The sequence below is a fragment of the Streptomyces sp. UNOC14_S4 genome (assembly GCF_020740835.1).
Taxonomy (GTDB): domain Bacteria; phylum Actinomycetota; class Actinomycetes; order Streptomycetales; family Streptomycetaceae; genus Streptomyces.
The window spans coordinates 1-26383 of record NZ_JAINFC010000008.1; the positions used below are offsets into that span (position 1 = coordinate 1).

Annotated in this window: 17 protein-coding genes and 1 pseudogene; 13 read left to right on the forward strand and 5 right to left on the reverse strand. The window is 72.7% G+C overall.

Annotated features, from left to right (window positions below):
* Positions 1–64 precede the first annotated feature (64 nt).
* Positions 65–562, forward strand: coding sequence for a sensor histidine kinase (locus tag K6I34_RS01575; RefSeq protein WP_229322154.1), 498 nt, complete (start codon positions 65–67; stop codon positions 560–562).
* A gap of 65 nt (positions 563–627) precedes the next feature.
* On the opposite strand, the gene K6I34_RS01580 is transcribed toward K6I34_RS01575, so the two are convergent.
* The 3 genes from K6I34_RS01580 to K6I34_RS01590 all read right to left on the reverse strand — a co-directional run bounded on the left by K6I34_RS01580 (position 628) and on the right by K6I34_RS01590 (position 4343).
* On the reverse strand, positions 628–1263 hold the full coding sequence (locus tag K6I34_RS01580; protein ID WP_229322155.1) for a DNA-binding response regulator: 636 nt from the start codon (positions 1261–1263) through the stop codon (positions 628–630).
* A 188-nt stretch (positions 1264–1451) separates the two neighbouring features.
* Complete coding sequence (locus K6I34_RS01585; protein WP_229322156.1) at positions 1452–1808, reverse strand: toxin-antitoxin system YwqK family antitoxin; 357 nt, start codon at positions 1806–1808, stop codon at positions 1452–1454.
* Positions 1809–1952: 144 nt separating this feature from the next.
* A complete protein-coding gene (locus K6I34_RS01590) occupies positions 1953–4343 on the reverse strand; it encodes a glycoside hydrolase family 65 protein (RefSeq protein WP_229322157.1) in 2391 nt (796 codons plus the stop codon).
* Positions 4344–4534: 191 nt separating this feature from the next.
* Here K6I34_RS01590 and K6I34_RS01595 point away from each other — a divergent pair, with 191 nt between their 5' ends.
* The 12 genes and pseudogenes from K6I34_RS01595 (at position 4535) to hypE (ending at position 17633) form a co-directional block, all read left to right on the forward strand.
* On the forward strand, positions 4535–5050 hold the full coding sequence (locus K6I34_RS01595; protein ID WP_229322158.1) for a hydrogenase maturation protease: 516 nt from the start codon (positions 4535–4537) through the stop codon (positions 5048–5050).
* Between the two features lie 71 nt (positions 5051–5121).
* Positions 5122–7437, forward strand: a complete 2316-nt coding sequence (hypF, locus tag K6I34_RS01600) for a carbamoyltransferase HypF (protein ID WP_229322181.1) — start codon at positions 5122–5124, stop codon at positions 7435–7437.
* 5 nt (positions 7438–7442) lie between these two features.
* Positions 7443–7715, forward strand: coding sequence for a HypC/HybG/HupF family hydrogenase formation chaperone (locus K6I34_RS01605; protein WP_229322182.1), 273 nt, complete (start codon positions 7443–7445; stop codon positions 7713–7715).
* A 110-nt stretch (positions 7716–7825) separates the two neighbouring features.
* Positions 7826–10528, forward strand: a complete 2703-nt coding sequence (locus K6I34_RS01610) for a bifunctional GNAT family N-acetyltransferase/acetate--CoA ligase family protein (RefSeq protein ID WP_229322159.1) — start codon at positions 7826–7828, stop codon at positions 10526–10528.
* A gap of 80 nt (positions 10529–10608) precedes the next feature.
* Positions 10609–10779: pseudogene (locus tag K6I34_RS38165) on the forward strand (BON domain-containing protein); the annotation flags it as partial.
* Between the two features lie 108 nt (positions 10780–10887).
* Positions 10888–12060, forward strand: coding sequence for a 4Fe-4S dicluster domain-containing protein (locus tag K6I34_RS01620; RefSeq protein WP_229322183.1), 1173 nt, complete (start codon positions 10888–10890; stop codon positions 12058–12060).
* Positions 12057–12512, forward strand: coding sequence for a Crp/Fnr family transcriptional regulator (locus K6I34_RS01625; RefSeq protein WP_229322160.1), 456 nt, complete (start codon positions 12057–12059; stop codon positions 12510–12512). The genes K6I34_RS01620 and K6I34_RS01625 overlap by 4 nt, the downstream gene beginning before the upstream one ends.
* Positions 12509–13315, forward strand: a complete 807-nt coding sequence (locus tag K6I34_RS01630) for an FAD/NAD(P)-binding protein (RefSeq protein WP_229322161.1) — start codon at positions 12509–12511, stop codon at positions 13313–13315. The genes K6I34_RS01625 and K6I34_RS01630 overlap by 4 nt, the downstream gene beginning before the upstream one ends.
* A 2-nt stretch (positions 13316–13317) precedes the next feature.
* Positions 13318–14139: an oxidoreductase gene (locus tag K6I34_RS01635; RefSeq protein ID WP_229322162.1), complete on the forward strand. Its 822-nt coding sequence runs from the start codon at positions 13318–13320 to the stop codon at positions 14137–14139.
* Positions 14136–15458: a Ni/Fe hydrogenase subunit alpha gene (locus K6I34_RS01640; protein ID WP_229322163.1), complete on the forward strand. Its 1323-nt coding sequence runs from the start codon at positions 14136–14138 to the stop codon at positions 15456–15458. The genes K6I34_RS01635 and K6I34_RS01640 overlap by 4 nt, the downstream gene beginning before the upstream one ends.
* A 10-nt stretch (positions 15459–15468) precedes the next feature.
* Positions 15469–16596, forward strand: coding sequence for a hydrogenase formation protein HypD (hypD, locus tag K6I34_RS01645; RefSeq protein WP_229322164.1), 1128 nt, complete (start codon positions 15469–15471; stop codon positions 16594–16596).
* Positions 16593–17633, forward strand: a complete 1041-nt coding sequence (hypE, locus tag K6I34_RS01650; protein ID WP_229322165.1) for a hydrogenase expression/formation protein HypE — start codon at positions 16593–16595, stop codon at positions 17631–17633. The genes hypD and hypE overlap by 4 nt, the downstream gene beginning before the upstream one ends.
* A 303-nt stretch (positions 17634–17936) precedes the next feature.
* On the opposite strand, the gene K6I34_RS01655 is transcribed toward hypE, so the two are convergent.
* Complete coding sequence (locus K6I34_RS01655; protein ID WP_229322166.1) at positions 17937–19115, reverse strand: NAD(P)/FAD-dependent oxidoreductase; 1179 nt, start codon at positions 19113–19115, stop codon at positions 17937–17939.
* The gene (locus tag K6I34_RS01660) at positions 19112–26329 is read right to left on the reverse strand and encodes a non-ribosomal peptide synthetase (RefSeq protein WP_229322167.1); all 7218 of its coding nucleotides are present in this window, start codon (positions 26327–26329) and stop codon (positions 19112–19114) included. Before K6I34_RS01660 ends, K6I34_RS01655 begins: the two co-directional genes overlap by 4 nt.
* Positions 26330–26383 lie beyond the last annotated feature (54 nt).

Here is a 26383-nt window from a genome sequence, read left to right on the forward strand (position 1 = left end):
GAGGTGAGCGAGAGCATCCGGTATCCGTGGGCGACGCAGCGCATGTCGGCAGGCCCTCGCCGACATGCGCTGCGTCGCCCACGGATACCGGATGCTCTCGCTCACCTCCGAACTCGGCTCGGCCGCCCGGGTGCTGGAGTCCGCGGACATCGCCGTACGGATCCACGACGGCCGTCCGTCCCAGCGGGAGGAGACCGGCACCGTCCTGGCCACGGTGGTCCGGGAGGGGGTCACCAACATCCTGCGGCACAGCGCGGCACGCGAGTGCCGCATCACCGTCGTCCCGTCGGGAGAGCGGCTGGTGCTGACCCTGTGGAGCGACGGTGCGCCGACGGACGTACGACGCCGTATGGCCCGCCGGCGGGACGGCGGACTGGGCAACCTCGCCAGGCGGCTGGAGGAGGCGGGAGGAGTCTTCCACGCGGGCCCCGAGGGCCGGGGCCGGTTCCTCATCCGCGCGGAATGCCCGGCACCGCGCGCTCCCGGGGGACAACCCCCGACCCCCCGGCCGAAGGTCCAGGCCAGGCGCGCCCCCCGGACCGGCATCACCAAGGGAACATGAAAAGGGCACACGGGGGGAATGCGAGGAGAACGCGAAGGGAACGCGAGCCGACCGGCCCGGGACCCTCAGCGGATCCAGCCCTTCTCCTTCGCGATCCGGACGGCGTCCAGCCGATTCCGTGCGGTGAGTTTGGTGACGGCGGACGTCAGATAGTTCCGCACGGTGCCGGTCGACAAGTGCATGGCACGCGCTATTTCCTGGGCGGAATTGCCGTCGGCGGCGAGCTGCAGGACATCGGTCTCGCGCGCCGTCAGCGGGCAGTCCCTGTCGGGCCGGACGGCCGGCCCGTCGTCGTTCTCCCAGGCGACGGGAGGTATCCGGGAGTCGATCACCCGCCGCCCCGACACCACCGCCCGGATCGCGGCGGCGAGCTCGGCGGGCGGCGCGTCCTTGGGCAGGAAGCCCCTGACGTGGGCGTCGAGCGCCTTGCGGACGGTGCCCCGCTCCTCCAGGGCGGTCAGGATGACGACCTTGCAGTCGGGGGCCACCTCGTGCAACCGCCGGGCGGCGTCGAGGCCGTTGGCACCCGGCAGATGAATGTCGAGGACGGCGACATCCGGCCGCAGGGTCAGCACCGTGGGAATGATCCCTCTGCCGTCCGCGACCTCGGCGACCACCTCGAAGTCCGGTTCGAGACCGAGCAGCGCGACCAGCGCCCCCCGGACCATGTGCATGTCCTCAGCCAGCAGGATCCGGATCACCGTTCCCCCGTGATGCTCGTGCCCTTGGGCCGTGCTCCTCTTCCTCGAACGTGACCCGTTCGCCGCGAGTTCCAGCCTATGATTCCGGCACTCGAACAGGTATCGCTTTCTCGCCATGTTCCCCTGCGCACCCGCACGTTGCGGCCATCGCCTCGACCCGGCGGCCTGAGCGCCTCGGGACGCCCGGATCAGCCGGATCGGCGGGTCGCTTTGTCCAAGGTGATCTCACCGGCGGCGTTCCAGCGCTTTCTCGTCATCACCCGACCGTGCTCGTCCAGGACGACCAGCTCCGACAGGTGGCCGTTGGCGTGCCAGTACCGCCACTCGCCCACGGCGGCGCCCATCCTGGTGACGCCCTCGGTCCGCTTGGTCCCGTCCGGCCACCACCCCCGCTGCGGCCCGTGTTCGATGCCGTCGGCGTAGCTGAAGAGCATTATTAGTTGCCCGTTGTCCGCGTACTTCTCGACCTCGCCGGTGAAGAGCGCGTCCTCGTAACAGGTGCGCCCGTGCTCGTCCAGGTACGCCTGATCGTCGCTGATTCGCATCGTCCGCTCCGTCATGGGGTTCATGGGGGTCATGGCTGTCACGGCCCATGGTGCGAGGCCCGGCCCCTTCGCCGCCACCGCATTGCCGGCCCCTGGTCCGGCTCAGCGCATCGGGTTGCCCTGACCGGCTCCCTGCCGCTCCCTTCACCGCCGCAGCGTCAAAGTGACGGTCTTCCCCCGCGGGATCGTGGCCGAACGGCCGTGCAGCACGATCCTGAGCGCGGACTCCTCCGAGTCCGGCACGCTGATCGTCAGCCGGTCACCGCACAGGCGTACGCCGATCCCCCAGTGCCCGCGGTAGCGGATCGTGAAGCCGAACTCGGAGAGCTGGGGGAGTTCCACCGGGTCGAGCCAGAGGGCGTCCTCGCGGGTCTCCAGGCCGGTGAGGCCGCGCTGTACGAGGTCCAGGGTGCCGGCCATGGCCGCGAGGTGGACGCCTTCCGCGGTGGTGCCTCCCTGGACGTCCGCGACGTCCTCCTCGAGCGCTTCCCGGCAGTACCGCCAGGCGTCGGCGCGCCGGGCCCGGGCCAGTACCCAGCCGTGGACCAGACCGCTGAGGGTGGAGCCATGGCTGGTGCGCCGGAGGTAGTAGTCGACGGTGCGGCGCCAGGTCTCGTCGGTGAGTTCGTACCCCAGCCGCTCGAAGAGCGCGGAAAGCTCGGCGGGCGAGAAGAGGTAACCGAGCATCAGCACGTCCGCCTGCTTCGACGCCTGGTAGCGGTTGACCGAGTCGCCCTCGGCCTCCAGGACGCGGTCCAGCCGCCTGATGTCGCCGTACCGTTCGCGGTAGGCGGTCCAGTCCAGCTCGGCCAGTTCCCCGTAGCCCTCGAACTGGCTGATGACGCCCTGGTGAAAGGGCACGTGCAGGCGGCGGGAGACCTCCTCCCAGTGCGTGAGCTCCTCGACGTCCAGGCTCTCGCGCTCGAAGAGCTCCTGGCGGAGCCGGTCGGGCAGGCCCCGGACCAGGTCCAGCGCGCGGGTGAGGACCCACGCGGCGGTGACGTTCGTGTAGGCGTTGTCGTCGATGCCGGGTTCCCCGGCCTCCGGATAGGCGTCGTGGTATTCGTCGGGGCCGACGACTCCGCGGATCCGATATCGGCCGTTCGAGGCGTCGAAGACAGCGCCGCCGGTCCAGAAGCGGGCGATCTGCAGCAGCATGTCCGCGCCCTTGGTGTGCAGATACTTCGCGTCGCCGGTCGCCTGGCAGTACTGCCACACGTTGTAGGCGACGGCGGAGCCGACGTGGTGCTGGAGCCGGGAGCGGTCCGCGACCCAGCGGCCGGAGCGCGGGTTGAGGTGCAGCGTCTGGGTCTCGTCACGGCCGTCGCTGCCGCTCTGCCACGGGTATCTCGCCCCGGCCCGGCCCTCCTGCCGCGCGGCCAGGAGCGCCTTCGGCAGGCGCCGGTGGCGGTAGTTGAGCAGGGCCCGCGACACCTCCGGGAAGTGCAGGTTCAGGTACGGCAGGACGAACAGCTCGTCCCAGAAGACGTGGCCCCGGTACGCCTCGCCGTGCAGCCCCCGCGCCGGCACCCCCACGTCCAGGCCCGTCGTGTGCGGGGAGAGCGTCTGCAGCACGTGGAAGACGTGCAGACGCAGGACGCGCCCCGCCTCCCCCGGCACCCAGATGTCCGCCCGCCGCCACAGGTGTTCCCAGGCGACGGTGTGCGACCGCAGGAGCTCGGTGAAGTCCGGGGCCACCGCGACCCGTTCGCATGCCGCGGTGAAAGGGTCGCTGATCGCACGGTCACGGGAGGTGTGCAGCGCGACTGTCTTGTCCACGGTGACGGACCGGCCGTCGGACACGGCGAGCGCGAGGCGGTGGACGGCAAGACGGTCCACCGCGTCCTGTGACACGGACGTCGGCGCGCCTCCGGTGACCGTGGTGCGCTGGGCCATGGCGATGCCGATGTCCGACGTCCTGGTGCGGCAGCGCAGCCAGACCGTGTCCGGCTCGGCCGTACCGGTGTGGAACCCCGTGAGGTGGCGGCCGTCGAGGTCCCGGTAGCGGGCCACGTTGGCGTTGACGACGTCCCCGTCGAGACCGGACTCCACCTCGATCCGCCCGGACCAGCCCTCCGGGGTGAAGACGGTCCGCAGGGCTCCGATGTGCGGGTCGCGCATATGGACCAGCCGTCGCTGCTCCACCCTCAGCACCCGGCCGTCGGGCACCCGGTACCGGAACGTCCGGGTCAGCATCCCGCCGCGCAGATGGAGGACCAGCCGGTGATCGAGGACATCGCCGTCGTCCATCGTGAACCACGGCGTGCTGTCGGCCCCGGGCAGCCGGAAGCGCAGGAGCAGCCAGTTCGGGAGGTTGACGACGTCCTCGTTCTCGACCTCACGGCCGGCCACGGCCGAGACCAGCCGGTCGTAGCAGCCGGCCGCGTACGTGCCCGGGTAGTGGCCGTGCCCGGCCGGGCTCTCGGGCGCCGCGCCGCGGGTGGCGAAGTAGCCGTTGCCGAGCGTGCACAGCGCTTCGCGCAGCCCCTCGGTGGGCGGGTCGTAGCCTGCGTACTCCCAGGTCCAATCCGGCATGGCCGTCCTCGCTTCCAGTCCTCCCGTTCAGGAGACCAGATACCGCCGCCGGCCGGAGACGCCAGTCACCCAGGCGGGTCCGTGATACCCCGTCCGGACGCGCCCCTGCCCGCTCTGCCCGCTCACGGATCGTGCGGACGGCCCGTTCCGGAGATCATCGGAAGCGGGACGCCCAGGCAGGGAGTGACGACATGGCGGTCTCCACCCGCATCGCGGTCATCGGAGTCGGCAACGAGTTCCGGCGGGACGACGGCGTGGGCCCCGCGGTCGTCGCCCGGCTGCAGGCACACGCCGCGGACCGGCCGCTGCCGGCCGGAACCACGCTGTCGTCGAGCGACGGCGACCCGGGCCGCCTGATCGGGCTGTGGGAGAGCGCGGAGCTGGCCGTGGTCGTGGACGCCGCTCACGCGCATCCGGGACACCCCGGGCGGGTGCACCGGCTGGAGCTGGACAAGCACGAGACCTGGCAACCGGGAGCAGCCAGCACGCACGGGCTCGGACTCGGCGAAGCCGTCGAGCTGTCCCGATCGCTGGGCCGGATGCCCCGGCACATGATCGTGTACGCGGTCGAGGGCTCCGACAGCTCACTGGGGACAGGGCTCACCGAGGCCGTCGCCGCGGCGGTGGAACCGCTGGCGGAGCGTATCGAAGCGGACATCGCGCGGCACCGCGACGCCGCCGCCCGAGGCGAGGTCCCGGGCCGGTGAGCGGGCCGGTGAGCAGGCAGGTGAACGGGCAGGTCGCCCCGCGGGCGCAGCCGCCGGGCCCGGGGGATGCGATCGAAGGCGAGCGGGTCGCACGCGTGTTCACGGTGTACGGCAGGGTTCAGGGCGTGGGATTCCGCCCCTTCGTCCACCGTGTCGCCACGCGCCTGGGACTCGACGGGTGGGTTCTCAACGCCGGAGGCCATGTCGAGCTGTCCGTGGCCGGGTCGCCGCGGGCGCTGAGCACCCTGCTCAGGGCGCTGCGGGATGACGCCCCGCCCCTCGCCCGCGTGCGCCGCGTGGGAACGGCGGCGCTCGCGGAACCGTCCCCCGCCCCTGGCTCAGGGTTCACCGTGCGCGGCAGCTCGGACGCTCCGGGCCGGAGCGTGCCACGGGAGATCCCTCCGGACGCCGCCACGTGCGACGCCTGTGTGAGGGAGCTGTTCGACCCGGCTGACCGGCGTTTCCGCTATCCGTTCGTCAACTGCGCCGACTGCGGCCCCCGCGCGACCGTCATCGAGGACCTTCCGTACGACCGCGAGCGGACCACCATGCGGCACTTCGCGCTGTGCGCGCCCTGTGCCGCCGAATACGCGGACCCCGGCGACCGTCGGTTCCACGCCGAACCGGTCGCCTGTCCCGCCTGCGGGCCCCAGCTGTCCTGGGACGGGCTCTCCGACGAGGCAGCACTCCGCGCGGCCGTGACCGCGACAGGCGAAGGCGCCGTCATCGCCGTCAAGGGCCTCGGCGGCTACCAGCTGGTGTGCGATGCCACGAACGCCGATGCCGTCGCCCGGCTGCGCGAGCGCAAGCGGCGGCCGGCCAAGCCGTTCGCCGTGATGGTGCGCGACGTCGAGGCCGTCCACCGGCTGGCTCGTCTTCCGTCCGGCGCACGCACCACGCTGACATCACTGACATCACCCGCCCGGCCTGTCGTGCTGCTCACCGCCCGTCGCCGTTCCGGCGTCGTGCCCGCCGTCCACCCGGGCACCGACCACATCGGCCTGTTCCTTCCCACCACCGGCCTGCACCACCTGCTGCTGCACGACCTCGGCAGACCGCTCGTCGTCACCAGCGGCAACCGCTCCGGCGAACCCATCGCGATCGACGACGCGGCGGCCAGGAACGCCCTGGCCGACGTCACCGACGGCTTCCTCTCCCACGACCGGCCGATCCGCGCGCGCTACGACGACTCGGTGGTGCGCCCGGCGGGGCGTGCCGTCCTCACGGTGCGCCGTGCCCGCGGGCTCGCGCCCGCGCCGCTGCCGCTTCCCACAGCGGCCGCGGTGCCGCTCGTGGCGGCCGGCGCGCAGCTCAAGCACACCTTCGCCCTCGCGGAAGGGACGAGAGTTCTCCTCGGGCCGCACACCGGGGATCTGGAGGACGCGGGCACACTCGAAGCCTTCGAGGCGGCGTACGCCGACCTGGTCCGGCTGACCGGCATCGAGCCGCGCGCCGTGGCCCACGACCTGCACCCCGGCTACCTGTCCACCCAGTGGGCCCGGGCCCTCCCGGTGGAACGGCGGATCGCCGTGCAGCACCACCACGCGCACGTCGCGGCCTGCGCTGCCGAGCACGGGGTGCGCGGGCCGTTCATCGGGGTCGCCTACGACGGGCTGGGGTTCGGTGACGACGGGACTCTGTGGGGCGGGGAGATCCTCGTCGCCGATCTGGCCCGGTACCGGCGGGTGGGCCGGTTCGCCACGGCGCCGCTGCCCGGGGGCGCGGCGGCCGTGCGCCGGCCTGCGCGCATGGCAATGGGTTACCTCTACGGCGCCGAGCCGCTGGGCACGCTGCCCCCACCCGCCTCACTGATCCGTTCGTTCACGCAGCGCTTCGATCCGCGCGAGGTGCGCGCGGTCAGGACGATGGTCGAGCGCGGCGTCAACTGCCCACGGGCGTCCAGTGCGGGCCGGCTCTTCGACGCCGCGGCAAGCCTGCTCGGCTTCGGCGACGACGCGACGTACGAGGGCCAAGCGGCCGTCGCCCTCGAAACGGCCGCGGGAAACACGCGCGTCGAAGCGCTGCCTTGGCGACTGGTTCCGGTCGGCGGCGTGTGGGTGTACGACCCCGTGCCCACCCTCGTCGCCCTCCTCGAAAGAGCCGTCAGCGGCGAGCGGGCCAGCTGGCTCGCGGCCGCATTCCACAAGACGGTCGCCGAGGCGACCGGCGCCCTCGTGGAACGGGCCGTCCAGGCAGGAGCGCCGCGCACGGTGTGCCTGTCCGGCGGCTGCTTCCAGAACGTCCGCCTACTCACGGACATCACAACTCTGCTGCGTTCGCAAGGACTTCGCGTCCACGTCGGCAGTGCCGTACCCGTCAACGACGGCGGTATCAGCTACGGACAGGCGGCGGTCGCCGCCGTCCGCATCGGTGTCGAAGGAGAGTGAGCGCGATGTGTCTGGGCATTCCGGGCAAGGTCCTGGAGATCCACGACCGGGCCGGGCTGAGGGTGGCCACGGTCGACTTCGGCGGGGTCCGCCGCGAGGCGTGCCTCGCCTATACGCCCGAGGCGGAGGTCGGCATGTACGTCGTCGTCCACGTCGGATTCGCGATCACCACGGTCGACGAGGCCGAGGCGCAGCGCACCCTGGGCGTGCTGCGGGCCATGGCCGACGCCGTGGAGGGCGAGCTCGGCGAGCCGCTCCCGGTCACCGGACCCGAGTAGCCGGTGGCTCCTCGGGCTGGGCCGGTCGGCCCCACCTCGTGCCCGGTCGGCCCATCCGTCCGAGCCGGCCCCGGCCGACGCTGGAGGTGACCGAGAGAGGTGGCGGGAGGATGGAGAACACCCTGGAGCGGCCCTCACCGCCCGTGCACGCCCTGCTGACGGACGGTGCGACCGTGCGGGTCCGGCAGGCGGTGCCGGAGGATCACGCGGCCGTCCTGCGGATGTACCGGCGGATGTCTCCCGAGAGCCTGCGCCTGCGGTTCTTCTCGACGGGCTCCCGCAACGAGCAGCGAGCGGCCGACCGGGTGTGCACCGGCGGGCGGCCGGGCGAACGGGCGCTGCTCGCGGAAGCGGGCGGCGGCGAGATCGCGGGCATCGCCGAGTACCACGCCGACCCCGCGCTTCCGGCCCGGGCCGAGGTCGCCCTGGCCGTTGCCGACGAGTGGCACCACCGTGGCGTCGGCACCCTGCTGCTGGAGCACCTGGTGGATGCCGCCCGCTCGGACGGGCTGGAAGCCTTGACCGCTGAGGCGCTCAGCGAGAACTATCCGGTCCTCAGGGTCTTCGCGGATCTCGGCCTGCCGCTCACCCGGCGTTTCGACGGCCCGGAGGTCCACGTCACGGTCCGGCTGTCGCGGGACGAGGACTATCTGGCCGCCCTGGATGCCCGGGGCCGGACCGCCGACGTCGCCAGCATGGAGCCGCTGCTGCGCCCGAGGTCCGTGGTCGTCATCGGCGCGGGCCGCCGGCCGGGCTCGGTGGGGCGGGCGATCCTGCGCAACCTCCGCGCCGGCGGATTCACCGGCCGCGTACACGCCGTCAATCCGCACGCGCAGGTCATCGAGCGTCTCCCCTGCCACGCGGCCGTCTCGGACCTGCCCGGACCACCCGAGCTGGCCGTCGTCGCGGTGCCCTGCGCCGCGGTGCCGTCCGTCGCCGAGGAGTGCGGCCGGTGCGGCGTACGGGCGCTGCTCGTCGTGACCTCGGGGCTCGATGCCTCCCAGGCGGCGGCCCTGCGGGCGGCCTGCCGCCGGTACGGGATGCGGCTGGTCGGCCCCAACTGCCTCGGTCTGGCCAACACCGAGCAGGGCATCCGGCTGGACGCGACCTTCGCGGCCCGCGGCCCGCTGCCCGGCACGGCAGGCGTCGCCGCGCAGTCGGGCGGCGTGGGCATCGCCCTGCTCGGCGGCCTGTCCCGGCTCGGCATCGGCGTCTCCTCCTTCGTCTCGCTCGGCGACAAGTACGACGTCAGCGGCAACGACCTCCTCCAGTGGTGGGAGGGCGACGGGCGCACCGGCCTCGCCGTCCTGCATCTGGAGTCCTTCGGCAACCCCCGGGCCTTCTCCCGCACCGCCCGCCGGGTCGGCCACCGGATGCCGGTGCTCACCGTGGACGCCGGGCGCTCGGAAGCCGGCCGCCGCGCCGCGGCCTCGCACACGGCCGCGGCCGCCACGCCCACGATGACCCGGCAGGCGCTCTTCACCCAGGCGGGCATCATCGCCACCCGGAGCCTCGGTGAACTGCTCGATGCCATGGCGCTGTTGCACTCCCAGCCGCTGCCGACCGGCGACTCGGTGGTCGTGGTCACCAATGCCGGTGGTGCCGGCGTGCTGGCGGCCGACGCCTGCAGTGAAGCGGGACTGAGGATCCGGCCACCGGAACCCGGGCTGGCGGCCGACCTGGCAGCGGTGCTGCCCGACGGGGCCACCGTCGGCAACCCGGTCGACGCCACCGCGGCCGTCTCCGAGGAGGAGCTGCGCGCCTGCCTCGACCGGCTGGCGGCGCACCGCGACGTCGACGCCGTCCTGGGCGTGTTCGTGCCCACGGCCCTCGCGGCGGCCACCGGCGACGACCTGGTGCGGGCGCTCACCCACAGCCCGGGCCGCGCTTCCGTCACCACGGCGGCCGTGCTCCTCGAACAGCCCGCGCGGGTCGAGCTGCTGGCGGCCGACGCCGACGGCACCGTGCCGGCCTTCGCCGACCCGCAGGACGCCGCCCGCGCCCTGGCATACGCCGTCACCTACGCCCGGTGGCGCGCACGACCGCGGGCGGAGGCGGCGGAACCGCCCGGCGCCGACACCGGACGTGCCCGGGCCGAGGTGGCTTCCTGGCTCGCCGCGCACCCGGAGGGCGGCTGGCTGGACCCGACCGCGTGCGCGCGGCTCCTGGGGTACTACGGCATTCCGCAGATCGCCTGGGAGTGGGTGTGCGACGAGGACGCCGCCGTCGCGGCGGCACGGCGGCTCGCCGGGCCACGGGGCCGCGCCGTGCTGAAGGCGCACTGGCCGGGGCTGGTGCACAAGACGGCCGAGGGCGCCCTCCGCCTCGATCTCCAAGGCGACGACGAGGTACGGGGCGCCTACCGCGACCTCGCGGCCCGCTTCGGCGAAAAGCTCTCCGGAGTGGTCGTCCAGCCGCAGGCGTCCCCCGTGCTCGAACTGGTGGCCGGAGCGGTGCAGGACGAGGTCTTCGGCCCCCTCGTGCTCTTCGGCCAGGGCGGCACCGCGACCGACGTGCTGGCCGACCACGCCGCCCGGCTCGCCCCGCTCACCACCTACGACGTGGACGACCTGATCACTTCGCCGCGCTGCGCCCGCCTGCTGTCCGGCCACCCCGGCGCCGCCCCCGTCGACCTCGGCGCACTGGAGCAGTTGCTGCTGCGCCTGTCCCGGATGGCGTGCGACCTGCCGCAGCTCGCGGAGGCGGACCTCAACCCGGTGGTGGCGAGCCCGGACGGCGTCACGGCACTCGACGCCCGCATCCGGCTCGTGCCGCGCCACGCGCACGACCCGTACCTGCGGCGACTGCGCTGAGAACGCGGCACGGCCCGAGGGAAAGGCCACGATGACCATGAAGCGGAACAGAGCCGGAAAACCTGGGCATCCGCCGCGAGGTGATCGCCGACATCGTCGTGGGCACCATGTGGCTCACTCCCGCCACGTTCGACGTGCGGGTTCGGGACGGTGTGGTCACGCTGAGAGGACAGCTGGAACGGCGCGGCGAGGTCTCGGTGCTGCTGCGGCTGACGGAACAGGTCGACGGGGTCGCCCCGGTCGTCGACGAGCTGACGTACCGGGTCGACGACTCGCGTCCGCCCCGGCCGGCCGAGCGGACGCTGCTCGGCCTCGCCGGGGACCGATCCGCTGCCGCGCCCGACCGGACAGGAGAGACCATGGGTTCCGCGACCACGACGCACGACGTTGCGGGCCCGAAGGACACGGCCTGCGTCCTCGACCGTGCCGGGCTCGACGCACTCGTGCAGGTCCTCCGTGCGCGTGGCCGCACGGTGGTCGGCCCCACGCGGCGCGACGGCGCCATCGTCCTGGCCGAGCTGGAGTCCGCCGCCGAGCTTCCCTACGGCTGGGGCGTGGAGCTGGAGGGCGGTCACTACCGGGTGATCCGGCGCGGCGACGAGGCGGCGTTCGCCCACAGCGCCGGCCCCCAGTCCTGGAAGAACTTCCTGCTCCCGCAGCGCGTGCGCCAGTGGACCGCCGACCGCGGGCCCGACGGCGAGCTGACGGTACGGCCCGAGCGGCACGAGCCGGCCTCGTACGCCTTCCTGGGCGTACGGCCCTGCGATCTGCGCGCCATCGCCATCCAGGACCGGGTCCTGACCGGCGGGCGGCACAAGGACGACGCCTATCAGGCCCGGCGCGACGGCGCCTTCCTCATCGCCGTGGAGTGCGCCGAGCCCGGAGCCACCTGTTTCTGCGTCTCCATGGGCACCGGCCCGGCCGCCGGGCCCGGGTACGACATCGCGATGACGGAGGTGCTCGACGGTGCCGGGCACCGCTTCCTCGCCCGCGCCGGGACGCCCGAAGGGGCCGAGGTCCTGGCCGGATTGCCGCGCCGGGCCGCCGACTCCGTCACCCGCACCGCGGCCCGCGAGGCGGTCGAGGCCGCCGCGGGCCGCATGGGCCGCACCATGCCGGAGGTGGACCTGCGGGCGCTGCTGGCGGGAACACTGGACGCGGAGCGCTGGAACGACGTCGCCTCCCGCTGCCTGACCTGCGGCAACTGCACCATGGCCTGCCCCACCTGCTTCTGCACCACCACCGAGGACGTCACCGACCTCACCGGTGACCACGCGGAGCGCTGGAGCCGCTGGGAATCCTGCTACGACCTCGACTTCTCCCACCTCCAGGGCGGCCCCGTCCGGGCGTCCGGGCGCAGCCGCTACCGGCAGTGGCTCACCCACAAACTGGGCACCTGGTACGACCAGTTCGGCAGTTCGGGCTGCGTCGGGTGCGGCCGGTGCATCGTGTGGTGCCCGGTCGCCATCGACATCACCGAAGAGGCCCACGCCCTCCACCAGGAGGCCCTCGGCAAGGACGGCTCGTCATGATCAGGACCGGCCTCTTCTCGGCCATCCCCAAGGACCACCGCGACCGGCTGACGGCTCTCGGCCGTGAGGTGTCGTTCCCTGCCGGGACCCGCATTTTCGAGGAGGGGTCCAAGGCCGACCGCTTCTGGGTCGTCCACACCGGCGGCGTGGCCCTGGACCTGCACGTGCCCGGCCGGCAGCGGGCCGTCGTCGAGACCATCGGGTCCGGGGAACTGCTGGGCTGGTCCTGGGTGTGCCCGCCCCGGCAGTGGCATCTGGGTGCCGAGGCCGTCAGCCCGGTGCGTGCCTGGGAGTTCGACGCCCAGGAAGTCCTCGACCTGTGCGACCGCGACCCGGCGGTCGATCACGCGCTGCTCACCTACGTCGTCGGGACCATCGGCCACCGGCTGCGGTCCGCCCGTACGCGCCTGCTCGACCTGTACGGCCCGTACGGGAGCGGAGAACCGCGGTGACGGCGGTTCCCCTTCCCTACCGCGTGGTGGACACCCGTCCCGAGACCGCCGACACCGTCACCTTCCGCCTGGAGCCGGTGCACGAGGCGCTGTCGCCTTTCGCACCGGGCCAGTTCGCGATGATCTACGCGTTCGGCATCGGCGAGGCCCCGGTCTCCGTGGCGGGCATCCTCCCCGACGGCGGCCTGCTGCACACCGTCCGCGCGGTCGGCGCGGTCTCCCGCGCCCTGTACGGGCTGGGGCAGGGGGCCGTGGTCGGGATGCGCGGGCCGTTCGGCACCGGCTGGGACCTGCCGTCGGCCGCAGGGGACGACCTGCTCGTCGTCGCGGGCGGCATCGGTCTCGCTCCCCTGCGTCCTGTGGTGCACTCGGCTCTGGCCGCACCGCAGGGCCACGGACGGCTGAACGTCCTCGTCGGCGCCCGCACCCCCGATGACCTGCTCTACCGGGACGAGCTCGACGGCTGGGCCAGGCCGTACCGCGGCGTCACGGTCGACCGCCCGTCGGCGGACTGGCGAGGCCGGGTCGGCGTCGTCACCACCCTGCTCGACGACGCGCACTTCTCCCCCGCCGAAACCACGGCCTTCGTCTGCGGGCCCGAGGTCATGATCCGGGCCACCGCCCGCGAACTGCTCGCCCGCGGCCTGGCCCCCGACCGGATCCTGATCTCCCTCGAACGCAACATGCACTGCGCCACCGGCCACTGCGGCCATTGCCAGCTCGGTCCCCTGCTGCTGTGCCGCGACGGCCCCGTCGTCGGCTACGGGCGTGCCGAGCCCCTCCTCTCCGTGCGGGAGTTGTGACCATGGACGCCACAGCTCCGCGCCGCCCCCGGCTCGGCGTCTTCAAGTTCGCCTCCTGCGACGGCTGCCAGCTCACCCTGCTCGACTGCGAGGACGAGCTCCTCCCGCTGGCCGGGGAGATGGACATCGCCTACTTCCTGGAGGCGTCCAGCGCGGTCGAGCCGGGGCCGTACGACCTGTCGCTGGTCGAGGGGTCCGTCACCACGGCGGAGGACGCCGAACGCATCCGCCGCATCCGCGCCGAGTCCCGCACGCTCGTCACCATCGGCGCCTGCGCCACGGCCGGGGGCGTGCAGGCGCTGCGCAACTTCGCGGACGTCGACGAGTTCCGCGAGATCGTGTACGCCAGGCCCGAGTACGTCGACACCCTCGCCACCTCCACCCCCATCGCCGCCCACGTCCCCGTCGACCTCGAACTCCAGGGCTGCCCCATCGATCGCGGCCAGTTGCTGGAGGTCATCACCGCGTTCCTCGCCGGACGCAGGCCGGACATCCCCCGCCACAGCGTCTGCTTCGAATGCAAGCGGCGCGGCACCCCCTGCGTGACCGTCGCCCACGGCACCCCCTGCCTGGGGCCCGTCACCCACGCCGGGTGCGGCGCCCTGTGTCCGTCCTACCGGCGCGGCTGCTACGGCTGTTTCGGCCCGTCCGGCTCGGTCAACATGCCCGCGATGATCCCGCTGTTGCGCAGCGACGGCATGAGCGACGAGGACGTGCTGCGGATCCTCCACACGTTCAACGTCGCCAAGTTCGCCGAGATCGAGACCACGGAGGAAGCCCCGCACCGCTGGGCCGCTCCACGGCCGGACGGGGAGCAGCCGTGACACACCGTGGTTCGCGCGTCCTGCACGTCGGTTCCCTCGCCCGCGTCGAGGGCGAAGGAGCACTCCATCTGACCGTCGACGCCAACACCGTCACCGCGGCCCAGCTGAAGATCTACGAACCGCCCCGGTTCTTCGAGGCGTTCCTGCGCGGGCGCCGGCACACCGAACCGCCCGACATCACCTCCCGGGTCTGCGGCATCTGCCCGGTCGCCTACCAGATGAGCGCCTGCCGGGCGATCGAGGACGTCTGCGGTGTCACCGTCGACGGTCAACTGGCCGCACTGCGGCGCCTGCTGTACTGCGGCGAGTGGATCGAGAGCCAGACCCTGCACATCCACCTGCTGCACGCCCCCGACTTCCTCGGCTACGACAGTGCCATCCACCTCTCCCGCGACCGCCGCGCGGACGTCGAACGGGGCCTGCGGATCAAGCAGGCGGGCAACGCCATCCTGGAACTCCTGGGTGGCCGCTCCATCCACCCCGTCAACGTCCGCGTCGGCGGCTTCCACCGCACCCCCACCCGTTCCGAGCTGCGCCCGCTGGCCGAGCGGCTGCGACGGGCGCGTGACGACGCGGAGGAGACCGTCCGCTGGGTGGCGGGCTTCGACTTCCCCGACGCCGCATGCGACGCCGACCTGTTCGCACTCGCCGAACCCGGCACGTACGCCATCGACGGCGGCACCCCCACCGTCCTCCCCTACGGGGACGGGCAGGAGGCGCGCGCCTTCCCCGTAAGGGACTTCACCGCCCACGTGGTGGAGGAGCAGGTGCCGTATTCGACCGCGCTCCAGGCCCGGCTCGACGGCCGCCGGCACCTGACCGGCTCCCTCGCCCGGTACGCCATCAGCGGCCACCTGCTCCCGCCCTCCGTACGGGAAGCCGCCCGTGCCGCGGGCCTCGACGGTGTGTGCCGCAATCCCTTCCGCAGCATCGTCGTCCGGGCCGTGGAGGTGCTGTACGCGATCGAGGAGGCCCTGCGCCTGATCGACACCTACGAGCCGCCGCCACGCCCGGCCGTGGAAGTACCGCCGCGAGCCGGTACCGGCCACGGCGCGACCGAGGCCCCGCGCGGCACCCTCTACCACCGCTACGTCCTCGACGCGGACGGGATCGTCACCGACGCCCGCCTCGTCCCGCCCACCTCCCAGAACCAGGGCGCCATCGAGGAGGACCTGCGGCGGATCGTCCAGGACCGGCTCGCCCACGGCGACGCCACCGACGCCGGGCTGACCCGCCTGTGCGAACGCGCCATCCGCAACCACGACCCGTGCATCTCCTGCTCCGCCCACTTCCTCGACCTGACCGTCGAACGAGCGTGAGGACAACCGCGTGAAGTACCTCGACGAATACCGCGATCCGCTGCTCGCCCGGCGCCTGCTGGACGAGCTGCGCCGCACCGCCACCCGCCCCTGGCGGATCATGGAGGTCTGCGGCGGCCAGACGCACACCCTCGTCCGCCAGGGCATCGACGAACTCCTGCCCGCCGGCATGCGCATGGTGCACGGCCCCGGCTGCCCGGTCTGCGTCACCCCGCTGGAGACCCTCGACCGGGCCATGGCCGTCGCCGCCCGGCCGGGCGTGATCCTCACCAGCTTCGGCGACATGCTGCGCGTCCCCGGATCGCAGACCGACCTCCTCGCGCTGCGGGCACGCGGGGCGGACGTACGCGTCGTCTACTCCCCCATGGACGCGGTCAAGCTCGCCGAGGAGCACCCGGAGTCCGAAGTCGTCTTCCTCGCCGTCGGCTTCGAGACCACGGCGCCCGCCAACGCCATGGCCGTCCTGCACGCCGCCCGCCTCGGGCTGCGGAACTTCTCGATGCTGGTCAGCCACGTCCTCGTACCGCCCGCCATGACGGCCTTGCTGGACTCCCCCGAGTGCGAGGTCCAGGCGTTCCTCGCGGCGGGCCACGTGTGCGCGGTGATGGGCTGGACCGAGTACGAGCCCATCGTCGCCCGGTATCGCGTCCCCGTCGTCGTCACCGGATTCGAACCCCTCGACCTGCTGGAGGGCATCCTGATGGCCGTCCGGCAACTGGAAGAGGGCAGGGCCGAGGTCGAGAACCAGTACGTGCGCGCCGTACGCCGCACGGGGAACGACGAGGCGCAGTCCGCGGTCGCCCGGGTCTTCCAGGTCACCGACCGGGCCTGGCGGGGCGTCGGTGAACTTCCCCGCAGCGGCCTCGAACTCCGCCCGGAATTCGCCGCGTTCGATGCCGCCGGGCGCTACGCGGTCGACACCCTGCACTCCGCCGAACATCCCGAGTGCATCGCGGGCGGCATCCTCATCGGGGCCAAGCTCCCCACCGACTGCACCGCCTACGGCACCCGCTGCACTCCCCGCCGTCCCCTCGGCGCCCCGATGGTGTCGGCCGAGGGCACCTGCGCGGCCTTCCACGCCGCCGGACGAACCGCCGGGCGAACCGCCGCCGTGTCCGCGAAAGGCAGCCCGGCATGACCACCACATGTCCTCTGCCGTATGCGGAGAACGAACGCGTCCTGCTCGGCCACGGAGCCGGCGGGCGGCTGACCGCCGAGCTGCTGGAGTCCCTGGTCCTCCCCGTTCTCGGCGACGGCCGGGAGGGTCCGCTGGAGGACGCCGCCCTGCTGCCGGGCAGCGGGGACCTCGTCATGAGCACGGACGGCTTCGTCGTCAGCCCGCTCTTCTTCCCCGGCGGGGACATCGGCTCGCTGGCCGTCCACGGCACGGTCAACGACCTGGCGATGCGCGGAGCCGGACCCGTGGCCCTGTCCGTGGCACTGCTCCTGGAGGAGGGGCTGGAGTTCGGGGACCTGGAGGCCGTTCTCCGCTCGCTGGGCAAGGCGGCCCAGGAAGCCGGCGTGCCGGTGATCACGGGGGACACCAAGGTCGTCGGCCGGGGAGCGGCCGACAAGGTGTTCATCACCACGACCGGAATCGGCAGGCGCCTCCCCGGACTGTCCGTGTCCGCGGCGGCGGCCCGCCCCGGGGACGCCGTCCTGCTGTCCGGTCCCATCGGCCTGCACGGCACCGCCGTGCTCAGTACGCGCGAGGGGCTCGGTTTCGAAGCCGACATCGCTTCCGACACCCGTCCACTGCATCGCCTCGTAGCCGCGCTCGCCGGCCTGGGCGGCGAGGTGCACGCCCTGCGCGACCCCACACGGGGCGGACTCGCGGCCGCGCTCAACGAGATCGCCCACGCCTCGGGCGTGGCAGTGGAGATCGACGAAAGCGCCGTACCGGTCCCGGAACCGGTCGCGGCGGCCTGCGACATCCTCGGGCTCGACCCGCTGCACGTGGCCAACGAGGGCTGCATGGCCGCCTTCGTGTCGCCCGCCGTGGCCGACGAGGCACTGGCGGTCATGCGCTCCTTGCCCGAGGGCAGCGGAGCGATGAGGATCGGAGAGGTGGCACCTGCCGACGGGCACCCCGGACGCGTCGTCATGCGCACAGCCGTCGGCGCCCGTCGCGTGATCGACATGCCGGTCGGCGAACAGCTCCCTCGTATCTGCTGACCAGAGGCCGGAGGGACGGTGACACCTTCGGCATGGCGGAAGCCGCCCTCGTCCTCGCCGCCGTCGCCTCGCACTGGCGCCTCGTACCCGACCCGCATGCCCCTCCTGCCCGGCAGACCGTCAGCGCCACAATGATCCTCCGGTCCTTCCCGGTCATAGCTCTTCGCCGGCGCCCAGGTACCTCCTGAGCGGATGGGGCAGATCCATGATCTGCCCCTATGAAGAGCGGGGATACCGGCGCGGCCGCGGGTGGGCACGTGTATGCCCACCCGCGGGTCGGCCATCAGCGGTCGTGGGGTGGGGTCAGCCCAGTGGGGGCCAGGTGAGGACCGCTTCGTTCTGACCGGTGAGCTTGGACAGCGGTGCGAACCGGAAGTAGAGGTCGCGCGCCAGGGCGGGAAAGAGGCCCTCCAGCTGCTCGGTCCCGCTCAGCGCGCGGGCCGCGGCGACCAGCCCCTCCGTCCGCGGCCTGCGCTCGTCCTCGTAGCCGCGCAGCGCCGCGACCGGGTCCGCTGTCGCGCGCAGGTGCTGGGCGAGGACGACGGCGTCCTCGATGGCCAGCGCCGCCCCCTGGCCCAGACTCACGAGCATCGGGTGGGCCGCGTCGCCGAGCAGGGTCGTGCGTCCGGTGCCCCACCGCCGGAGGAACGGGCGGTCCTGGGCGGTGATGCGGACGATCGATTCCTCGGGGGTGGTACGGATCGCCTCCCGCACCTCGTCGGCCCAGCCCGCGAAGAGACCCGCGAGCCCTTCCTTGCCGCGCCGCAGGTGTCCGGAGGCGCCCGGGGGCACGTTCTTCGTCGCCCACCAGTAGGCGCGGCCACGGCCGATGTCGGCGAGGCCGAAACGCTGTCCACGCCCCCAGTAGTGCGCCGCGTAGCCCTTGCTCATCCGCGGGTGCGTGAAGGGCACCGTGGCCAGCCAGCACGCGTAGTTGCCGGGCCGCGGTCCGTCGGCGGCGCCCGCCACCTGCCTGCGAATCGCCGAGTTGAAGCCGTCCGCCCCGATCAGGAAGTCGCCCGAGGCGGTCCGGCCGTCCTCGAAGGTGACCTCGACCCCGTCCTCGCCGCTGACGAACTCGGCTGCCGTGGTGCCGAATTCGATGACGCTCTCGTCCCCGAGCGCGTCCAGCAGCGTCCGCTGGAGGTCGGCCCGGTGCACGGCGTAGTTCGAGGCCCCCAGCCGGTCCGAGACCTCACGGAACGGAAGGGCCCTGATCGGACGGCCGCGCCGGGTGAGGAACTTGAGCTCGTCGAAGACCTCGGCGCGCTTGTCGAGCCCCGGGGCGATGTCGATGTCGAGGGCGCGCAGCGCCAGGACCGCGTTGCACATCAACGACACCGCCGTGGTGCCCGGTCGCAGCTCGGGAGCCCGCTCGAAGACCCGCACCTCGACGCCTGCGCGGCGCAGTGTCGCGGCGGCCGCGAGGCCGCCGATGCCCGCTCCGATGACAAGAGCCTTGCGCGGGGGGTGCTGCGTCATTTCCCACTCCTCTGCGACGGCCGCCTCCGGCCCGGCCGGCCGGCCGTCATCACCTGAGCCATCTTCTCGGCGACGACGTTCACGTGCGGTTCCTCCAGGAGCACCAGGTGGTCACCGGGGACGTCGAGCACCTGGAGCCGTCCCGTGGTCAGGTCGCCCCAGCCGTTGGTGGGGTCCGTGTGCAGGCTCTGCGCGGCCCCGTGCATCGGCTGGAGGATCTCCGGCAGTTCCGAGGTCGCACGGAGCAGCACCACGTCCCCGTCGCCCGGTTCGGGCCGGTAGGTGAGGATCGCCCGCCAGTGCGCCTTGAACATCTCGAACAGGCGGCGCACGGTGGTGCGTGAGCTGCCCGCGGGCAGGACGCCCGCCTGTGTGGCGTGTCCGACGATGAAGTCGAACTTCGCCTCCTCCTCCAGGCCGTCCGGCAGCGGGACCACCGGTGCGGTGCCGCCGCGCTCCATCCACAGCAGCTCCCAGAAGAACCACTCCAGCAGCGAGTGGTCGGCGACGTCGGGCCGCTCCCCCTGCTTGACGGCGATCGGGTCGATCAGCACGGTGCCGTGCAGGGCGTCCGGGTCACTGCGCCGCAGCTGTCGCGCCATCTCGAAGGCGATGAAGCCGCCGAAGGACCACCCTCCGATCACGTAGGGCCCTTCGGGGCACACGCGCCGCACGGCTTCCAGGTAGCCCGCCGCCATCTCGGGGATCGAGCTGAGGGGCTCGGTGCCCGCCACGGTCCCCGACGCCTGGAGCGCGTAGACCGGCTGGTCCTGCGGCAGGTGACGGGCGAGGCGTACGTAGCACAGCACATGGCCGCCCAGCGGGTGGACCAGGAACAGCGGCGGCTTGTCGCCCTCGGTGCGGATCGGCACGACCGGGTCGAACCGGGCCGCGGAGCCGCTGCCCCGCAGGTGCTGTGCCAGACCGGCGACGGTCGGGGCGGCGACGAACGTGGAGAGCGGGACGTTGACGCCGTAGCGCTGCTCGATCGTCATCACCAGCCGCATCGCGGTCAGTGAGGTGCCCCCGATGTCGAAGAAATTGTCCCGCACGCCCACCGCGGGCAGTTCCAGCAGTTCCGCCAGGATGCCCACCAGTGCCTTCTCGTGCTCGTCGGCGGGCGGGGTGGCGTCCGACGACGGCGCGGCCAGCGGAATGCGGCGCAGCAGCGCGTCGTCCCGCTTGCCGCTGGGCGTCAGGGGCAGGCTCGCCAGCCACTCCAGGTGCGAGGGCATCATGTAGTCCGGCAGCACCGCGCGCAGTCGGCCGCGCACCTCGTCCAGGTCCACGACGTCGGCGTCGCCGACGAGGAACGCCGCGAGGAACGCGTCGCCACCCTCCCGGCGCCGCGCCACCACCGCCACCTCGCGGATACCGGACGCGGCCTGCTCCTCGGCGAGCTTGGCGATCGCGAGTTCCACCTCGGCAAGCTCGACCCGGAAGCCGCGCACCTTCACCTGGGAGTCGGCGCGGCCCAGCCATGCGAGGTTGCCGTCGGGCATGACCCTGGCCAGGTCGCCCGTACGGTACAGACGGGCGCCCGGCTCACCGGACGGGTCCGGTACGAACCGCTGCTCGGTCAGGTCGGGGCGGTTGCGGTAGCCGTGGGCCAGGCACACCCCTCCGACGTAGATCTCGCCCTTCGCGCCCGGCGGCACCGGCCGCATCAGGCCGTCGAGCAGGTGCAGCTCGATGCCGTCCACCGGCACGCCGACGGGCGGCAGGCCGGGGAAGAGGGCCGGGTCGCCGGTCATCGTGTGATGGGTCAGCAGGTGGGTCTCGGTGGGCCCGTACTGGTTCTCCAGGACCGTGTCCGGCCGCGCCGCGCAGAACCGGCGGATCTCGTCGGTGATCCTCAGCTGCTCTCCGGAGGAGATGACCACCCGCAGGGCGGCAGGGCGGATGCCCAGCGCCTGGGACGTCTCCGCGAGCTGCTGGAGCGCGACGTAGGGCATGAAGACCCGCTCCACCTCCTCGCGGTCCAGAAGCCGCAGCAGGGCCGGCATGTCCTTCCGCTCGTCCTCGGCGAGCAGTTGCAGGGTGCCGCCGCCGCACAGCGTGGAGTAGATCTCCTGGAACGCCACGTCGAAGCTCAGGGGGGCGAACTGGAGGGTCTTGCCGCCCGCCGCACCGCTGGCGGAGGGCACCTGCCAGCGCATGTAGTTGGCGAGCACCCGGTGCGGGAGTTCGACGCCCTTGGGCTCGCCGCTGGACCCGGAGGTGAACAGCAGGTAGGCGACGGTCTCGCCGGTGATCTCCGGCAATTCCGCGGCGCCGCCCGGGTCCGGTTCGGCCTCGAGCAGCCCGTCCACGTACAGCAGCCGGGAGAAGCCGTCGAAGAGCGGTGCGTGCGTCTCGTTGGTGACGATCCACAGCGGATCGGCCTGGGCGGTCATCGTCGCGAGCCGGGCCCGCGGGTAGCTGACGTCGAACGGCACGCAGGTGGCTCCGGCCTTCCCCACGCCCAGGACGGTCGCCAGGGTCTCGGGCGAGCGGTCCATGGCGATGCCGACGGTGGAACCGGTGCGCACTCCGGCGCCGACGAGGCCGTGGGCTATCCGGTTCGCGGCCGCGTCGAGCTGGGCGTACGTCCAGCTGCGCGCACCGCAGCTGACGGCCACCGCGTCGGGCGTACGGGCGACGTGCTCGCCGATCAGCCGGATGACGTCCGGGGGCGCCTCCCCCGCGAGCCGCGCGGCGGGTACGCGCCCGCCGCCCAGGAAGGCGAAGTCCACGTCCTCTTCGGGTTGCTCGGTGATCCGCCGGAGGATGGCGACGTACGTCTGTCCGATGCTCTCGGCCTGGGAGCGGGAGAAGGTGCGTCCGTCGCAGTCCATACGCAGCCACAGGCGCTCGTCCACCGGGTCGACCACGGCGTTGACCAGGAGCTTGAAGTTCGTCTCCTCCCAGGTCCTGAACTCGGTCAGCTCCATGCCGGTGCCCTCGAAGAGCGAGGTGAGCACGTGCGGGTGGACGTAGTTGAAGGCCGTGTCGAAGATGACGTCCCCGCCGCGGTCCTCCTGGATGGCGCTGAGCGGGTAGCGCCGGTGGGGATGGCTCTCCCGCTCCTGTGCGTACACCTCGCGCGCCGAGTCCAGCCAGGAACGCGGCTGGGCGTCCAGGCGCAGCGGCAGCGTCTCCAGGAACAGCCCGGTGATCCGTTCGGCGTCGGCCTGCTCCGGCCGTCCGCCGGTGACCAGGCCGGTGGTGATGTCCCGCAGGCCGGAGAACAGCCGCAGCGTCAGGCAGTGCGCGGCGAGCAGCAGGGACTTGACCGGCAGGTCGTGGGTGCGCGCCAGGCGGCCCACCCGGTCGGCCAGGCCGTCCGGCAGCTCCACCTGGTGCACGACGAGACCCGTGTCGCCCGCGGCCTCGTACGGCCGCAGGCCGTCGATCTGGGCCAGTTCGGCGCCGTCGAGCAGCCGCTGCCAGTACCGCTTGCTCTCCTCGGAGGCGAGGGCCCGGCGCTCCTCGCGTACGTACAGGGCCGGCGAGGGCAGCTCCTGCGACGGGACGGCGGCGACGGGCTGTCCGGCGTGGTGGAGGAAGTCCTGGAGCAGTTCGCGCACCAGCGTGGCTACGCTCCAGCCGTCGAGGATCGCGTGGTGGAAGCTGAACACCAGCTCCAGGCGGTCGCGCAGGACGTGCATGCGGAACAGGTACAGCGGCGGCCGGTCCAGGCGGTACTCGTGGTAGCGCCGTTCCTGGACGTGCCGGTCCACCTCGTCCTGCGCCTCCTGCTCGCCGCGGCCGCGCAGGTCCACGATCTGCAGTCCGCCGTCGGCCTGCCGGTGCACCAGCTGGAGCGGCTCGGAGTAGCCGCCGAGGTCGAAGGCGGAGCGCAGCACCGGATGGCGCCGTACCAGGCCGTCGAAGGCACGGCGCAGCGCCCGCTCGTCCCACGGCGACCTCAGCGAGTAGCGGAAGACGTCGTGGTAGACGGCCGACCTCTCGTGCTCCCGGCTGTGGTAGAGCAGGCCCAGGTGCAGCCGGGTGGCCGGGTAGGCGTCCGCCAGGCCGGTCAGCCGTGCCCGGTCGACGCCCGGGACCAGGGCGAACGGTGCCGGCGGTGCGTCCTCTTCCTCCCGCGGCGCGGTCGTCGCGGCCGCCGCGAGCGCGGCGACGGTGGGGTTGCGGACCATGTCGGCCAGGGTGAAGTGGACCCCCGCACGCCGTGCCTCCGCCTGGATGCGGAGCATCTGGATCGAGTCGCCGCCCAGGGAGTAGTAGTCCTGGTCGACGCCGACCGCGTCGGTTCCCAGTACGGCCGCCCAGGCCGCCGCGAGCTTCGCCTCGGTCTCGTTGGACGGCGTCTGCGCGCCGGTTTCCGTCTCCACCCTGGGAGCGGGCAGGCGCCGCCGGTCGGCCTTGCCGTTCGCGGTCAGCGGTATCCGGTCGATCCGCACGAAGTATGCCGGGATCATGAACTCCGGCAGGGAGTCCAGGAGTCGGGCCCGCAGGCCGGCCGCCCCCACCTCCTCGTCCGCCACGTAGTAGCCCACCAGGTGCACGCCGCGGCCGGGCGCGGTCCGGTCCACCACGAGGGCGTCCCGCACGCCCGGGCAGGCTGCCAGGCGGTTGCCCACCTCGCCCAGCTCCACGCGGTTGCCGCGGATCTTGACCTGGTCGTCCAGCCGGCCCAGGTACTCCAGGGTGCCGTCCGCCAGCCACCGCGCCCTGTCGCCGGTCCGGTACATGCGCCCGCCCGGCGTGAACGGGTCCGGCACGAACGCCGCGGCGTCCAGCTCGGGCCGGTCCAGGTAGCCGCGCGCCACGCCCACGCCCGCGATGCACAGCTCACCGGCGACGCCGGCGGGCTGAACGTCCCCGTGCGGCCCGACCACGTACAGCCGGATGTTGTCGATCGGCCGCCCGATCGGCACCCGGCGCACCTCCCCGTCCGTTCCGCCGGGGCAGTCGTAGTACGTGACGTCGACCGTGGCCTCGGTGGGACCGTAGAGGTTGACCAGCCGGGGAGCCGTGGCACCGGCGGCCGCGAACACGCGGTTGAAGCGGTTCACATGAGCGGGTGTCAGCGCCTCGCCGCTGCAGAACACCTGGCGCAGGGATGCCGCGTCCGCCACCCGGGCCGGGTCCTCCTCGACCAGGTCGAGGAAGGGACCGAGCATCGACGGCACGAAGTGGGCCACGCTCACCCGGTGTGCCCGTACGGTGCGCAGGATGGCTTCGGGGTCGCGCTCCCCCCGGGGCGGCAACAGCGCGAGGCCGGCCCCGGTGAGCGCCCACCAGAACAGCTCCCACACCGACACGTCGAAGGTCGCCGGCGTCTTCTGCAGCAGGACGTCCCCCTCGCCGACCGGGTAGCGGCGCTGCATCCACTCCAGCCGGTTCACCACGGAGCGGTGCTCGATCTGCACGCCCTTGGGCCGCCCGGTGGACCCGGAGGTGTAGATGACGTACGCGAGGTCCTGCGGTCCGCCCAGCGGGACGGGTGCGGCGGGCGCGGTGGACGCCGCGGCCTCCAGGCGCCGTACGGGCACGGCGTCGCCCACCAGGGCGGTGGGCACGGTGCTGCCCAGCAGCACCGCTGCCACCTTGCTGTCCGCCAGGACGAACCGGACCCGCTCCTCGGGGTGGCCCGGGTCGACGGGGACGTAGGCGGCGCCTGTCTTGAGGACGCCCAGGACCGCTGCGACGAGGTGCGGGCCGCGCTCGGCCACCACGGCGACCCGGTCACCCGTCCGCACGCCGTCCTCGCGCAGCTGGTGCGCGATGTGGTTGGCCCAGCCGTCGAGGCGGGCGAAGGTCAGCGACTGTGCGGGGGCGTCGCCGACGACGGCCACCCGGTCGGGCGTCCGTGCCGCCTGCTGCTCGAAGAGCGCGTGGACGGTGGCGCCCTCGGTGAAGGCACGCACCGGGCCGCTGCCGGTCGCGAGCAGGGCGGCCCGCTCCGCCTCGCCGATCATGGGGATCCGCGACAGCGGCAGGTCCGCCCCCGCGAGCGCGCCCTTGAGGATCGCGTCGATGTGGGTGGCCACCGACTCCACGGGAAAGTCCGCGTCGAACACGTCCAGGGCGTAGTCCATGTCGACCAGGACGTCACCGACGTCGTCCAGTTCGTTGACGACCACGGCCAGCACGTCGTCGTCGTGGGCACGCGCCTGCACGACGGTCTCGTACGCCACGCCCTGGACGTCCGGCGGACTGGGCCAGCGCAGATAGGCGATGGTGGTGTCGAACAGGCGCTTGGGACCGCTCTCCTGGAGCGGTACACAGCGCAGCAGGTCGCCCAGGGAGAAGCGTTCGTGGGGCTTGAGCGCCCGGGTCGAGGCCTGCACCTCGGCGACGAGCTCGCTCATCGTGCGGTCCCCGCCGGCCGCCACCCGCAGGGGCAGCGTGTTCGCGAAGTGGCCGACGGTCTGCTTCCGCAGGGCCGTGGGCCGGTTCAGCAGCGGTACGCCCAGGACGACCTCGTGGCTGCCGTGCACGCGCGAGAGGTAGACGGCGAAGGCTCCCGCGACGAACGCGAAGACCGAATGGCCGCGTTCGCGGATGCTCTCGATGACAGCGCGTTCGATCAGGAAACTGTGGCGGGCGCTGCCGCGGGAACCGGCCGGGGCCGACCGACGGAACAAGGCCGGTGATATGCCCCGCAACTGCTCCTGGAAATAGGCCCGGTCGTCCGCGTAGCCGTCCGATGCCCGGTAGCTGCCCTCCTCCTCGGTGAATTCCAGGTACGACGGCACGGACGGCTCTTCGAACTGCCCTGTCCGCCGCACCCGGTCGTAATCGGCCCGGACCTGGGACATGAAGAGGTTCAGGCCCCAGGCGTCCGCGACGATGTGGTGCACCTTGACGTAGGAATGGAGCACTCCCTCGCTCTCCTTGAGGACCGCGAGGGTGAAAAGCCGGTTGCGTTCCACCTCGAAAGGCACGTCGAACGCTTCCTTGATCCACGCCTCGCAGGCCGCCCGCGGCGAAGCGGTCCCGGAAAGGTCGATCGTCGGGATGTCGTAGGCCTCGTCCTCGGCCCACTGGCGCGGGGTCCCCTCCGCCGGGTCGATCCGGATCCGGAACGCGTCGTTGCGGGCGACCGCGCGGCGCAGGCACGCCTTGAGCAGGTCGACGTCCACGTCACCCGAGAACCGGTCGGTGATGAAGCAGTTGAACTGCGGGAGATCTGGAAAGAGGGAGTTCGCGGCCCAGATGTCCTGCTGATAGGCCGTGAGTGAACTATGCCCCCGTGGATTCACGATCGCTCCATTTTCCTCGGCTCTTGCCTTCGTTTCCTGAGCTGTGCACCCATC